This is a genomic window from Aeromonas sp. S5(2024) (genome assembly GCF_041403025.1).
GTDB lineage: Bacteria > Pseudomonadota > Gammaproteobacteria > Enterobacterales > Aeromonadaceae > Aeromonas > Aeromonas hydrophila.
In genome coordinates, this window is sequence record NZ_JBGLRI010000015.1 from 43434 (window position 1) to 56079 (window position 12646).

Annotated in this window: 14 protein-coding genes; 9 read left to right on the forward strand and 5 right to left on the reverse strand. The window is 63.0% G+C overall.

The window, feature by feature from the left end:
- Positions 1-69: 69 nt before the first annotated feature.
- The 3 genes from ACB032_RS21090 to ACB032_RS21100 are packed head-to-tail and all read right to left on the reverse strand — an operon-like array spanning position 70 to position 1552.
- A complete protein-coding gene (locus tag ACB032_RS21090) occupies positions 70-462 on the reverse strand; it encodes a DoxX family protein (protein ID WP_016352231.1) in 393 nt (130 codons plus the stop codon).
- A 40-nt stretch (positions 463-502) separates the two neighbouring features.
- On the reverse strand, positions 503-1189 hold the full coding sequence (locus ACB032_RS21095) for a pirin family protein (protein WP_042006079.1): 687 nt from the start codon (positions 1187-1189) through the stop codon (positions 503-505).
- Positions 1190-1219: 30 nt separating this feature from the next.
- Complete coding sequence (locus tag ACB032_RS21100) at positions 1220-1552, reverse strand: hypothetical protein (protein ID WP_045525792.1); 333 nt, start codon at positions 1550-1552, stop codon at positions 1220-1222.
- A gap of 257 nt (positions 1553-1809) precedes the next feature.
- Between ACB032_RS21100 and ACB032_RS21105 the strand changes: the two genes are divergently transcribed.
- Positions 1810-2724, forward strand: coding sequence for a LysR family transcriptional regulator (locus tag ACB032_RS21105; RefSeq protein WP_011707662.1), 915 nt, complete (start codon positions 1810-1812; stop codon positions 2722-2724).
- A 451-nt stretch (positions 2725-3175) separates the two neighbouring features.
- A complete protein-coding gene (locus tag ACB032_RS21110) occupies positions 3176-3940 on the forward strand; it encodes a helix-turn-helix transcriptional regulator (protein WP_011707663.1) in 765 nt (254 codons plus the stop codon).
- A gap of 183 nt (positions 3941-4123) precedes the next feature.
- Here the strand turns inward: ACB032_RS21110 and ACB032_RS21115 are convergent, their stop codons facing one another.
- A complete protein-coding gene (locus tag ACB032_RS21115) occupies positions 4124-4936 on the reverse strand; it encodes a UTRA domain-containing protein (protein ID WP_371138688.1) in 813 nt (270 codons plus the stop codon).
- A 212-nt stretch (positions 4937-5148) separates the two neighbouring features.
- Here ACB032_RS21115 and ACB032_RS21120 point away from each other — a divergent pair, with 212 nt between their 5' ends.
- From ACB032_RS21120 to ACB032_RS21145, 6 genes are read left to right on the forward strand one after another with little or no spacing between them, the layout of a single operon-like run.
- Positions 5149-6195, forward strand: a complete 1047-nt coding sequence (locus ACB032_RS21120; RefSeq protein ID WP_371138689.1) for an ABC transporter substrate-binding protein — start codon at positions 5149-5151, stop codon at positions 6193-6195.
- A 10-nt stretch (positions 6196-6205) separates the two neighbouring features.
- Positions 6206-7039 carry an alkaline phosphatase family protein gene (locus tag ACB032_RS21125; protein ID WP_101616460.1) on the forward strand — a complete coding sequence of 278 codons (834 nt, stop codon included), beginning with the start codon at positions 6206-6208 and terminating at the stop codon, positions 7037-7039.
- Positions 7039-7938 carry an ABC transporter permease subunit gene (locus tag ACB032_RS21130; RefSeq protein ID WP_029305209.1) on the forward strand — a complete coding sequence of 300 codons (900 nt, stop codon included), beginning with the start codon at positions 7039-7041 and terminating at the stop codon, positions 7936-7938. The genes ACB032_RS21125 and ACB032_RS21130 overlap by 1 nt, the downstream gene beginning before the upstream one ends.
- Positions 7931-8707 (forward strand): ABC transporter permease, encoded by a 777-nt coding sequence (locus ACB032_RS21135; protein WP_042065496.1) that lies wholly within the window; start codon positions 7931-7933, stop codon positions 8705-8707. Before ACB032_RS21130 ends, ACB032_RS21135 begins: the two co-directional genes overlap by 8 nt.
- 6 nt (positions 8708-8713) lie before the next feature.
- On the forward strand, positions 8714-9721 hold the full coding sequence (locus ACB032_RS21140) for an ABC transporter ATP-binding protein (RefSeq protein WP_113995378.1): 1008 nt from the start codon (positions 8714-8716) through the stop codon (positions 9719-9721).
- Between the two features lie 39 nt (positions 9722-9760).
- Positions 9761-10420: an HAD family phosphatase gene (locus tag ACB032_RS21145; protein ID WP_043161341.1), complete on the forward strand. Its 660-nt coding sequence runs from the start codon at positions 9761-9763 to the stop codon at positions 10418-10420.
- Positions 10421-10435: 15 nt separating this feature from the next.
- Here the strand turns inward: ACB032_RS21145 and ACB032_RS21150 are convergent, their stop codons facing one another.
- Positions 10436-12046: a diguanylate cyclase gene (locus ACB032_RS21150; protein WP_371138690.1), complete on the reverse strand. Its 1611-nt coding sequence runs from the start codon at positions 12044-12046 to the stop codon at positions 10436-10438.
- 109 nt (positions 12047-12155) lie between these two features.
- Here ACB032_RS21150 and ACB032_RS21155 point away from each other — a divergent pair, with 109 nt between their 5' ends.
- Complete coding sequence (locus ACB032_RS21155) at positions 12156-12596, forward strand: DUF2214 family protein (protein WP_011707672.1); 441 nt, start codon at positions 12156-12158, stop codon at positions 12594-12596.
- Positions 12597-12646 lie beyond the last annotated feature (50 nt).

Below are 12646 nucleotides of genomic sequence, written 5' to 3' on the forward strand. Positions count from 1 at the left end.
GACGGGCATAAAAAAGCCGGTGCAATTGCACCGGCCAAAAGGCGTTGGAAAACTCTCGCTATCCGGGTATTACCAGTTCTTGCCGAAGCGGGCATCCAGACTGAAGGCCCCTGCACCGGCCGCCGCCAGGGCCAGGAAACCACCGGCCACGGAGACGTTCTTCATGAACATCAGCATCTGCATCTGGTCGGCAGGCTGATAGTGGAAAATAAAGGCGGCCATCAGGGTGAAACCGGCCATCAGCACGGAGAGGCTGCGGGTAAACAGGCCCAGCATGATGGCGAGGCCACCGCCCAGCTCCAGCAGGATCACCAGCGGCAGGATGAAACCGGGCACGCCCATGGCTTCCATATACCCCTGGGTACCGGCGTAACCGCCGATCTTGCCCCAGCCCGCAATCACAAACATCAGAGCCAGCAGAACGCGACCCACCAGCAGTGCCAAATCTTTCATCTTGTCCATTTCAATATCCTCGTTTTGCGTCACATCACCGCTGACTGCTTCAGGGTAGGTCAAATAACAGGGCTTGGCTGGCACTCGCGGCCACCAGATCCCATTTGGGCTCATCACGACTGAGAACCCCGTCGCCGGGTCGGGCAGCCAGACCGTTGGCGGCAAGCTCCCCTGAAATCATCTGCAGGTAGCCGTGTCGGCCGGCCAGCTCCCAGGTGAGGCTCTCACCCGGTTCAAGCTGCAGCCGCCAGACGCGGGCCTGCTGGCGGATCCTGAAGGATCCTGCTTCGCCGTCCGGTGACGCCACCAGCGTCATGCCCGGATTGGCTTCAATCTTCTTCTGCTGATAGCCGGGTGTCGTGCCGTGTTCGTTCGGCTCGATCCAGATTTGCAGCAGGGAGAGCGGCTCGGTCTGCGAGGGGTTGTACTCGCTGTGCCGGATGCCGGACCCCGCGCTCATCAGCTGGAAATCCCCCGCCGGGATCTGCTCGGCATGGCCGAGACTGTCCTTGTGCTCTATGGTGCCTTGCAGCACGCAGGTCAGGATTTCCATGTTGGCGTGAGGGTGGGTCGCGAAACCGCCACCCGGCGCCACCAGATCCTGATTGATGACCCGCAGCACTGAATGCCCCATCCAGTCCGGGTCGTAGTAGTGCCCGAAGGAAAAGCTGTGGCGCGCATCCAGCCAGCCGAAGTTGGCCTTGCCGCGCGCTTCTGCGGCTCTCAATTTCATCATGGTGTGCTCCTCACGTACCGATACGGTTGATTAACGCTGCTTGCCGCTACCGATGCCGAACGGAATGCGGTAGTCGCTGCTCTGATCACCCAGGCTCACGGTCAGGTTGCCCTGGGTGCGGCTCGGGATCTGTACCTGCTGGCTGCCCATCAGGTTGGCATGGACGGAGGCAACCAGGTCGCCAGACTCGTCACGAACTTCCAGCATGGGGTTGCCCTTGCCTTCCACCGCGGCGGTGGCGTGCCAGTTCACAAACAGCACGCCCGGGGCGGCGTTGAGGTCAGCCGGGACGGAAGCCTGAGCAAAACCTGCGGTCATCAGGCCTGCAACGGCCAGCATCTTGATTACGTTTTTCATGTTCATTCACTCTCTTGGTTTTATGTCATTGCCAAGGCCGCTGTGGCCAGAATCAATGCATCCATGCAAGAGGTCATTCAAATAGTGTGTTGTTCTTTCACCGAAGTCAGACTCCCTGATTGATGGAGTCACAGTCTGGAACTACCCGTTTATTTGGCTGCTTGGCGTTCCTGCCTAAGCGTTGATTGAATATTAAAGACACTTGGCCTAACTTGTTAGCGAGATAAACTGGCAAACATGTTCAAAAAAATTGAAGGCAATTTATGGCCAAGGAACTGAACAAGGAACGGGCGCTGACCCTGGAAGCCATCCGGGTGCTGGATGCCATCGACCGCCGCGGCAGCTTCGCGGCGGCGGCCGACGAACTGGGCAAGGTGCCCTCGGCGCTGAGCTACACGGTGCAGAAGCTGGAAGACGAGCTGGACGCCATGCTGTTCGACCGCAGCGGCCACCGCACCAAGTTCACCCCGGCAGGCCGCATGCTGCTGGAGCGGGGTCGGGTTCTGCTGGAGGCGGCCGAGCACCTGGTGGGCGAGACCCGGGCGCTGGCCCGCGGCTGGGAGACCGACATCACCATCGCCGTCGATGCCCTGGTGCCGCTGCAGGCCCTCTACCCGCTGGTGGAGCGGCTGGCCGAGCTGACCGATACCCGGCTCAGGCTGCGGGCCGAGGTGCTGGCGGGCAGCTGGGAGTGTCTGGAGGACGGCCGCGCCGACCTGCTCATCTCCTCCCTCAATCCCGACATCATGATGACCGGCATCAAGCACCAGCCGCTGCAGGAGGAGGTGATGCTCTACGTCGCCCACCCGGATCATCCCCTGCATCAGGAGCCCGAGCCCCTGGCGGACGATACCCTGCGCCGCTACCGGGCCATCGCGGTGGCCGACACGGCGCTGCGCAAGCCGGTGCTCACCTATCGCCTGCTCGACAAGCAGCCGCGCCTCACCGTCAGCACCATGGGCGAGAAGCGCGACGCCCTGCTGGCGGGGATCGGGGTCGGCACCATGCCGCTGAGCTGGATTGAAGAGGACATCAGGGCCGGACGGCTCAAGGTGATCAGCCCCGAATATCGCCACCAGATCCAGGTCGTGCTGGCCTGGCGGCGCGACACCATGGGCAAGGCCAAGAGCTGGCTGATCCGGGAGATCCCCAAGCTGTTTCCCTGCAAGGGGGAATAAAGCGGGCGGCAACATAAGAGGGGGCGCAAGCAGCGACGGCGAACTGCCGGTGCCCCGCCGCTTGACGGCGGGCGCAAATTCGGAGAAAAGAAAAAAGCGGCCCTCTTGCGAGTTCCGCTCAATGCCAGGAAAGAATAAAAACCTTGCGGTTTAAAAAACCCTTAAATTGGAAGCAAACAATCGATTTCTCAACCAGGAAGGTCTTGAATCCGATTCGTGTTGAATTATGCGCGATGTTTTATGCGCCACCAGCAAAATGTTGAATGGTTGAAGGATATGCACCGCAGAGTATCACTATCTGCAACCTTCCACTCAGACTGGTCTGGCCATTTCCATCGATTACGCCGGGTTTGTTTCCTCTGGTTTTTTTAAGTGTCAGTATCTGAGCCCATAACGACAAAAGAACTCAGTTTCTGACACAACATAAAGATGCAGATAAAGGAATAGTTGCATGACCTACAGCCAGACCCTGGCCAACAATATTCTCGACACCCTGAAGAAGACCCTGACCGACAAGGGGATCCGCTATCAGACCCTGGCAGAAGCCATGGGCGTCTCCATCGCCACCGTCAAACGGATGATGAACAAGCCCTCCCTGCCGTTCGATACCTTGCTGGAGATCTGCCACCTGGTGGGGCTGTCGTTCGAGGAGCTGCTGGACCGTACCCAGGACGCTCAGAGCCGCCGCGCCGTCTTCACCCAGGAGCAGGACGAGGCATTCCACAAGGAGCCCGGCCTCTACGCCTTTCTCGCCAACATCTTCTGGCGCGACAAGACGTTAATCGATCTCAAGCGGGAGTACGGCCTGACCGATGCCTCCTGCTACCTCTATCTGCGCAAGCTGGAGAAGCTCGGCATCCTGCAGCTCGGCATCGACAACAGCTACCACTTCCTCATCAGCGAGCGGATCAGCTTCGAGCAGCACAGCCGCTTCGCCCGCCAGCAGGCGCGCCAGGCCATGTCCGTGCTGGGGGACTATCTGGTGGAGAACATGCACAAGTCCAACAACTACATGGCGCTGTGCCAGCTCCATCTGGACGAGAGCGAGGCGATGGCGCTGATCGAGCGGATGAAGGAGTACTGGCACCAGGAGCTCAAGCTCAACCGCCCCGCCATCGGCCAGCGAGAGGGCAGCAAGACCTACACCATGTCGCTGCAGCTGGCCGACTGCGGCTACCAGAGCTTCGACGATCTGATCCCCAATATCGACAACTGATCCCGGCGGATCCTGCGGGATCCGCCTCCCTTTCCACACAGGCATGGCCCGCCGAGGTTCGCTGGATCATCCCTGACCCGCGAGCCGGATCTGCGCCGGCCTGTCGAATGCAGGCGGCTGCAATGCTCGCGTATCCAGACAGATGCGGATGGCCACTGTACCCGCCAGTGCTCTGGATATCCCCTAGTCGGCGAACCGGATTTGCTGCAGCTTGCCTGCGAGCGGCTGCAATGCTCGTGTATCGAGGTGAATGCGAATGGCATCCGGTCGCCAGTGCTCGATGTCACAATCCACCAGCCCTCCCCGCTCGTCATAATTGACCCGCACCAGCCGCAGCACGGCGCTCCCCTCCGCCAGATTGAGGGCACGGGCGATGGCGCCGCGCGCCGCCGAGGGGATGATCTCGAGGCTGGCCCCACCCTGGCCTATGCCATAGCGCTGCAGATAGAGCTCGGTGAGAGAGCTCGCCAGCGGCGCGCTGGCGATATCGGGAAAGCGGCTGGCCAGCAGATGGTGGCTGACGTGGAGCACCGGGCGGCCATCGATGAGACGCAGGCGGCGGATCTCATACAGCGGGGTAAAAGGATCCAGCCCCATCCAGCGGCACAGCTCACTGCTGGCCAGCTCGCTGCCGTGGGCCAGCACCCGGGTTTCGGCGGTGCGCTGCTGCTCGCCGATCCACTGGTGAAAGTGGGTGTGGATGGCGGGATCGTAGGTGAGTCTTGGCGGCGCCACGAACCAGCCGCGCCGCTCGGCCCGGTAGATAAGGCCGTCTGCTTCGAGGCTGGAGAGCGCCTCCTTGATGGTGATGCGGGTAGTGGCGAAGCGCTCGCTCAGCGCCCGTTCGGCGGGCAACTGTTGCCCCGCCGCCAGCTGGCCGCTGCCGATATAGCGGCGCAGGGTCTGGCAAATCTGTTCACACTTGGAGGCGCGGCCATCGGCCGCGACCCGCTCGCTCAATCTCGATTCAATCACGCTCATATCCCTGTCGCTCATCCTGACTGCGGCGGCTGGCTTAGCCCTTGTTGGTTCAGCCCTTGCTGGAGTAGTCCAGCTTCACTTGGGTTCAGAGTTGTAACCGCTGTGGATGACAGCGCCATGACAGGGCGATTGTCATCAAACTGCCATCAAAGCGCCCCGCCACCGTCATATTTCCCCTCTAGCATCCCTCTCGAACCTTAACTGACCTAGTCCAGAGGGATGGGATGATGAAAAGCGTGATCGCAAGTGCACTGGCCCTGGTGGCCATCAGCCAACCACTGTTTGCCGCCGAGAACATCGCGGATCTCGAGAAAGCCGCTCGCGGTGAAGGCCAGCTCAGCAGCATCGGCATGCCCGACAGCTGGGCCAACTGGAAGGATACCTGGCAGCAGCTCGGCAGCATCTACGGCATCAAGCATCAGGATACCGACATGAGCTCGGCGCAGGAGATCGCCAAGTTCGCCGCCGAGAAGGCCAATGCCACCGCCGACATCGGCGACGTGGGCGGCGCCTTCGGCCCGGTGGCGGTCAAGCAGGGGGTCACCCAGCCCTACAAACCCTCCACCTGGGCCGACATTCCCAACTGGGCCAAGGATGCAGACGGTCACTGGATGCTGGCCTATACCGGCACCATCGCCTTCCTGATCAACAAGGATCTGGTCAAGGCCGCCCCCACCAGCTGGCAGTCCCTGCTGGGCGGCGACTACAAGGTGACCCTGGGTGACGTGGGTGTCGCCTCCCAGGCCAACAACGGCGTGCTGGCGGCAGCCTATGCCACCGGTGGCAGCGAGAAGAATCTCAAACCAGCCCTGGAGTTGTTCGGCAAGCTGGCCCAGCAGGGTCGCCTGTCGCTGAACGACCCGACCATCGCCAACATCGAGAAGGGCGAGGTGGAAGTGGGGGTGCTGTGGGACTTCAACGCCCTCAACTACCGCGACCAGATCGACCCCAAGAAGTTTGAGGTGGTGATCCCGAGCGACGGCTCCGTCATCGCCGGCTACACCACCATCATCAACAAGTGGGCCAAAAACCCCAACGCCGCCAAGCTGGCGCGGGAATACATCCTCTCCGACGCCGGCCAGATCAACCTGGCCCGCGGCTATGCCCGCCCCATTCGCAGCAGCGTGCCCCTGCCGGACGACGTCAAGGCCAAGCTGCTGCCGGCCGAGCAGTACGCCAACGCCAAGCCGGTACAGGATCACGCCGCCTGGGAGCAGAGCTCCAAGGCCCTGCCGCGCCAGTGGCAGGAAACCGTCATGATCAACATGCAATAAGGAGCGGCCAGTGCAACACAAGGTGATAGTAGTACTTGTGGATGGCCTCTCTGCCGAGGTAGCCCATTGCATGGGCTACCTCGCGGGCATGGTGGAGGCGGGCCAGGGGTTGCAGGCAACCCTGAGCTGCGCCCTGCCCTCCCTCTCCCGGCCCCTCTACGAGTGCATCCTGACCGGAGCGACGCCAGTGGAGAGCGGCATCACCCACAACGGGGTGAGCCGTCTCAGCCGGCAGGAGTCCATCTTCCATCTGGCCCGGGCGGGCGGCAAACGCACCGCAGCGGCGGCCTACCACTGGGTGAGCGAGCTCTACAACCAGAGCCCCTGGCAAGCGGCCCGCGATCGCTTTACCCATGACGAGCGGCTGCCCATCCAGCACGGTTGCTTCTACTGGGATGACGGCTACCCCGACAGCCATCTGCTGATGGATGGCGAGTGGCTGCGCAGCCAGTACGATCCCGATTTTCTGCTGATCCACCCGATGGGGGTGGATGACGCCGGCCACCAGTTTGGTCTCGACTCCCGCCAGTACCGCAATCAGGCGCGCCGGATGGACAGCCTGCTGGCCGACCTGCTGCCCCAGTGGCTGGCGGAGGGGTATCAGGTGGTGATCACCTCGGATCACGGCATGAACAACGACTTGAGCCACGGCGGCACCCTGGCCGAGGAGCGCCGAGTACCGCTCTGGCTGTTTGGCGATGCGTTTGTGGCCCAGTGGCCGGCCGGCCCCGCCATGCAGCAGACTCAGCTCTGCGCCCTGATGGCCGATCTGCTGGGGGTGACTCACGACAAGCCGAGCGGCCCGCCGCTGCTCAAGGCCGGCAACCTGCCGGAGGTGCACTGATGATGCCCGCCACCACCGAGATCCTGGCGGATCAACCCATGGCAACCAAGCACAAGGTGCGCCGCCACTGGCTGCCGGCGCTGGTGCTGCTGCCGTTTGTCCTCTTGATGATCCTGTTCCAGCTCGCCCCCATGGTGTGGGTGCTGGTGGGCAGTTTTCAGACCCCGGATGGCTGGGGCCTCGACTACTATCGGGAGATCCTGAGCTCCCCCTTCTACCTGCAATCGTTCGGCAACTCCTTGCGCATCGCCGGTATCGCCAGTCTGGCGGGACTTGCCATCGGCACCCTCGGGGCAGCCGCACTGCGCCACAGCGGCGAGCGGGTCAAACGGGTACTGCTGGCCTTCGTCACCATGACCGGCAACTTCAGCGGCGTACCGCTGGCGTTCGCCTTCATCATCATTCTCGGCATCAATGGCGCGGTCACCCTGCTGCTGAAATCCTGGGGCCTCATCGACGGTTTCAACCTCTACTCGGGCAGCGGCCTCATCCTCATCTACACCTACTTCCAGATCCCGCTCGCCCTGCTGCTGCTCTACCCGGCGTTCGATGCGCTGCAGGATGAGTGGCCGCAGGCCGCCGCACTGCTCGGCGCGAGCAAGGGCCAGTATGTGTGGCACGTGGCGTTGCCGGTGCTCACCCCTGCCCTCCTCGGCACCCTGATCATCCTGTTTGCCAATGCGGTGGGGGCCTATGCCTCCGCCTATGCCCTCACCACCGGCAACTTCAACCTGGTGACCATCCGGGTGGCGAGTCTGGTCTCCGGCGACATCTTCCTCGAGCCCAACATGGCGGCGGCGCTGGCGGTGATCCTGATGGTGCTGCTGGGGGTGGTGACGGCCGCCAACCAGTGGCTGCTGAAAAAGAGCTATGTGAACAAGGGGCAATCCCATGCGTGATCTGCAACCGAGCTGGCCGCGCTGGGTGCTGGGGGCGCTGGTCGCCACCCTGCTGCTGCCGCTGCTGGCCACCTTTCTCTACTCCATCTCCACCCGCTGGGGGGCGACCCTGCTGCCGGACGGCTTCACTCTCGACTGGTATCTCAAACTGTGGGGCGACCCGCGCTTTCTGGCGGCGTTTGGCCGCAGCCTCCTGGTCTGCTTCGCCACCCTGTTGCTGGGCACCCTGGTGCTGGTACCGACCGTGTTGGTGGTGGCCTACTACTTCCCCAGGCTGGATCCCTGGATGAACCTGCTGATCCTGCTCCCCTTCGCGGTGCCGCCAGTGGTCTCCTCGGTCGGGCTGCTGCAGATCTACGCCGATGGCGTCCTGCCCATCATCGGCACGCCGTGGATCCTGATCGGCACCTGGTTCACCGTGGTGCTCCCCTTCATGTACCGGGCGCTGGCCAACAGCCTGCAGGGGGTGCCACTGAAAGATCTGATGGATGCCGCCCATCTGCTGGGGGCGAGCAGCGCCCGCGCCTTCCTGCTGGTGGTGATCCCCTGCCTGCGCAAGGGATTGCTGGCGGCGCTGTTTCTCTCCCTTTCCTTCCTGCTCGGCGAGTTCGTGTTTGCCAACATGCTGGTGGGCACCCGTTACGAGACCCTGCAGGTCTACCTCTACAACATGCGCGCCACCTCGGGCCACTTCACCAGCGCGTTGGTGATGAGCTACTTCCTGCTGACCCTGCTGCTCACCTGGGCGGCGAACAGATTTCATCGGTGAATCAACATGTTCCATCTAGAAGTGAATCAACTGCACAAATCCTACGGCGACACCAGAGTGTTCGAGGGGATTGAATTCGGCATCCGCAAGGGGGAGCTGGTGACCCTGCTCGGCCCCTCCGGCTGCGGCAAGTCCACCCTGCTGCGGGCGCTGGCCGGGCTCACCCCGGTGGATGGTGGTCAGGTGCGGGTGGCCGGTGAAGACATCACCTGGCAGGAGCCCCAGAAGCGGGGCATCGGCATGGTGTTCCAGAGCTATGCGTTGTTCCCCAACATGACGGTGCGGGACAACGTCGCCTTCGGCCTCAAGATGAAGCCCCAGCCGGGACGGGATCTCGCCGCCAGCGTGCAGGAGGCGCTGGCGCTGGTGGAGCTGACCGGTTTCGAGCGCCGCTATCCGGCCGAACTCTCCGGCGGCCAGCGCCAGCGGGTGGCGCTGGCCCGCGCTCTGGTGGTGCAGCCAAGGATCCTGCTGCTGGACGAGCCGCTCTCGGCCCTGGATGCCCGCATCCGCCGCAGCCTGCGCCAGCAGATCCGCGAGATCCAGCAGCGCCTTGAACTCACCACCATCTTCGTGACCCACGATCAGGAGGAGGCACTGACCATGTCGGACCGGATCTTCCTGATGAACAAGGGATCCATCGTCCAGAGCGGCACGCCGGAGGAGATCTACACCCGCCCCGCCAGCGAGTTTGTGGCGAGCTTTATCGGCAACTACAACCTGCTGTCTCCCGAGCAGGCCGGCACCCTGCTGGGTGGTGGGGCTCCCGGCAAGCTGGCGCTACGGCCGGAGTCGCTCTCCCTGCTGCCGGCCGGTGCCCGCAGCGATGAACCTCACCTGCCGGGGCTCATCAGCGGGCAGCAACTTCTCGGCAACGTGATCCGCTATCAGGTGAGCTGTGCGGCGGGCCTGCTGACGGTGGACTGCCTCAACCGCTGTGCCGGCGAGCTGCTGCCGGTGGGCAGCGCCGTGACCCTGGTGGTGGCCCGGGATCAGCTCTGTGAGGTAGCATGACACCGCATTTCATTTCCATTTTTACTGCGAGGAGCGCCCATGGCACTGGCACTGTTTGATCTGGACGAGACCCTGATTGCCGGGGATTCCGCCAGCCTCTGGCTGGCGTACATGGTGGCCGAGGAGCTGGCTCCGGCCAGCATGATCGCCGAGGAGCAGGCGATGATGTCCCTCTACCATCAGGGCAAGATGGATATGCACCAGTACATGGCCTTCACCCTGCAACCGCTGGCGGGCAAGACGCGCCAATGGCTCGACTCGCTCTGCACCCGCTTTGCCGAGCAGGTGCTGCGTGATCGTATCTACCCGGAGGGGTTGGCACGTATCGAGTGGCACCGCCAGCGTGGCGACGAGCTGGTGCTCATCTCCGCCTCCGGCGAGCATCTGGTGGCCCCCATGGCGCAGATGCTGGGGATGGATCACTGCGTGGCCATCCTGCTCGACGAGGAGGCTGGCATGCTGACCGGCCAGACCCGCGGCACCCTCAGCTTTCGCGAGGGCAAGGTGGCCCGCATCAACCAGCTGTTTGCCGCCAGCGCCAACCCCTGGCAGGAGAGCCACGGCTACAGCGACTCCCACAACGACTTGCCGCTGCTGCAGGCGGTGGCCCACCCCCACGCGGTGAACCCGGCTCCCGGTCTGCGCCAGATCGCCATCGAGCAGGCCTGGCCCACCCTCGACTGGCAGCTGGCCTCCTAAATGAAGAAGAGGCCCTCAGGCCTCTTCCTTGCTCAGCAGTGCATCGTCGGCAGGGGGTGCATTCTCCTGCCTCTTCGCCTCCGGCCTGCCCAGATAGATGCGGTTCTTGCCGTCGCGTTTGGCCCGGTACACCTCGGCATCGGCGATCTCCAGCAGCGTCTTGCCATCCATCCCCGCCTGACTGGCCACCAGCCCGCCGCTGAAAGTGATCCTGAGCTCGGGCTCGCGCCAGTCCAGTGACTCCACCCCCTTGCGGAACTGCTCCAGCAGCATCTGGCAGAAGTGGATATCCGGGTTGACCAGCAGCACCACCAGCTCCTCGCCACCGTAGCGGCAGACCCAGCCGTGATCCCCCAGCAGTCGCATGCCCAGCTTGGACACCCGCTTGAGCACCACGTCCCCGGTCTGATGGCCGAAGGTGTCGTTGACCCGCTTGAAATCGTCCAGGTCCACCATGGCCAAGCAGAACGGCTGATGCTCGAACAGCAGACGATTGAGTCGTTCGTCGAAGAAACGGCGGTTGTAGAGACCGGTCAGCTTGTCGAGGTTGGCCTGCTGGCGAGCCTCGTGATAATCCTTGCTCACCTCCGCCAGCTCGGCATAGACGTGTCTGAGCTCGCGCATCCCCCCCTGCGGCACGTCATCGGGCTGCATCCGGCTCGCCCGGATCATGCTGGAGATCTCGTCGAGCATGCGGCGAAAATAGCGGGACCAGACCAGCGCCAGCATCACGTAGAGCACGCAGGCCAGCGCCACCATCAGCTGCACGTTGAGGGAGACCCGCTCCACCACCGCCATCACGCTGGCCGCCGGCTGCACGCTGATCAGCACCCAGTTGCGCTCGGGCAGCTTGCTGTAGGCCACGAACTGGCTGGATGCCTTGTCCAGAAAGATGCCGTCCTCCTGACTGAAGCGGGAGAGCCACTCGGGATGGGCCATGGGTTTGAGCAGTTGAGCGGTGTCAGGATGTGCCAGCACCTTGCCGGACTGGTTGACGACCATCTGGTAGCCGTCCCCCAGCTGGCGATTCAGCTGGGCGGAAAAGGGGGCCAGGATGGCATCCATCGCAAAGACCCCGCGCACCTTGCCATCCCGGTCGGTCAGAGCCCGCGCCAGGGCGATCACCAGATTGCCGTTGGTGTAGTCGTAATAGGGCTCGGTCCAGACCATCTTGCCCACGTGCTGGCTGGCCAGCTGATACCAGGGGCGAACCCTGGGATCGAAGTTGGCATCTGCCTGCCAGGCGGGGTAGATCAGCATCTGGCGTTCGGCAGTGCCGATGTAGATGTAGACCAGATCGGCCATGACCCCCTTGTAGAGCTGCCACTCCTTCAGATAGGTCTCGGTGTTGTGCAGACGGGGGCCGCTGATGTCCGCCACCTGCACCTGGTCGTAAATGAGGGTGAACTGGCGCTCCATCTCGTGCAGATAGGGCTCGATGAAGACGTGGCGCAGCTGATGATTGGTGGCGAGCAGGCGCTGCTGCAGTTCGTTTTGCAGGCTGCGCTCCATGTGCAGGTAGTAGATACCCCCCAGCATCAATACCGGGATGAACAGCAGAAGCAGGCCCAGACGCATCCGGGCAACCAGGGACCAGGTTTTTTTGGAGACCGCTCGTTTATCCAATCCTGACTCCTGCTATTGCCAGACAACGCGTAGTGTCAGAATATCAGCAGCGCGAGATGGCGTCCAAAGGGAAGCTGACCATCTGCTCAACGAGAGGTAATCGACAAGGATGCTGAACCCGGATCTGTTGATGGCGCTGCACTACTGCGCCGTGATCACCCTGACCGGAGCGATCACCTCCGAATATTTTCTGTTCCGTCGCGGCATGTCCATCGAGCAGGTGCGCAAGCTGCTGCTGGCCGACGGCCTGGCGGCGCTGGCCCTGCTGCTCATCTTCATCACCGGGGTGTTGCAGGTGCTCGCCCACCCCGACGAGCCGTCCGTGCTGCTCGCCAATCCGGGCTACCGCACCAAGCTGCTGCTGTTCTGCGTGATGGCCATCAGCTTTGGCTATCCCAGCCGTCTCTTCTACCGCTGGCGCCGCTCCCTGCGCCAGGGGCGCGCCCCCATGGTCTCCATCCAGCAGCAGTTCTGGGTGATCTGGATCCTGCGCGGCAACCTGCTGCTGCTCGCTCTCATCCCACTGCTGGCCGGCATCGCCAACGGTTGAGCCGCACGAGCTGCGGCAAGGCCGTGGGATAACCGCTCACACTGCCAACC

Bases quoted from the DNA above. Each gene is read 5' to 3' on its own strand.
- ACB032_RS21090 (WP_016352231.1), bottom strand. From the start codon at position 462: ATGGACAAGATGAAAGATTTGGCACTGCTGGTGGGTCGCGTTCTGCTG.
- ACB032_RS21095 (WP_042006079.1), bottom strand. From the start codon at position 1,189: ATGATGAAATTGAGAGCCGCAGAAGCGCGCGGCAAGGCCAACTTCGGC.
- ACB032_RS21100 (WP_045525792.1), bottom strand. From the start codon at position 1,552: ATGAACATGAAAAACGTAATCAAGATGCTGGCCGTTGCAGGCCTGATG.
- ACB032_RS21105 (WP_011707662.1), top strand. From the start codon at position 1,810: ATGGCCAAGGAACTGAACAAGGAACGGGCGCTGACCCTGGAAGCCATC.
- ACB032_RS21110 (WP_011707663.1), top strand. From the start codon at position 3,176: ATGACCTACAGCCAGACCCTGGCCAACAATATTCTCGACACCCTGAAG.
- ACB032_RS21115 (WP_371138688.1), bottom strand. From the start codon at position 4,936: ATGAGCGACAGGGATATGAGCGTGATTGAATCGAGATTGAGCGAGCGG.
- ACB032_RS21120 (WP_371138689.1), top strand. From the start codon at position 5,149: ATGAAAAGCGTGATCGCAAGTGCACTGGCCCTGGTGGCCATCAGCCAA.
- ACB032_RS21130 (WP_029305209.1), top strand. From the start codon at position 7,039: ATGATGCCCGCCACCACCGAGATCCTGGCGGATCAACCCATGGCAACC.
- ACB032_RS21135 (WP_042065496.1), top strand. From the start codon at position 7,931: ATGCGTGATCTGCAACCGAGCTGGCCGCGCTGGGTGCTGGGGGCGCTG.
- ACB032_RS21140 (WP_113995378.1), top strand. From the start codon at position 8,714: ATGTTCCATCTAGAAGTGAATCAACTGCACAAATCCTACGGCGACACC.
- ACB032_RS21145 (WP_043161341.1), top strand. From the start codon at position 9,761: ATGGCACTGGCACTGTTTGATCTGGACGAGACCCTGATTGCCGGGGAT.
- ACB032_RS21155 (WP_011707672.1), top strand. From the start codon at position 12,156: ATGCTGAACCCGGATCTGTTGATGGCGCTGCACTACTGCGCCGTGATC.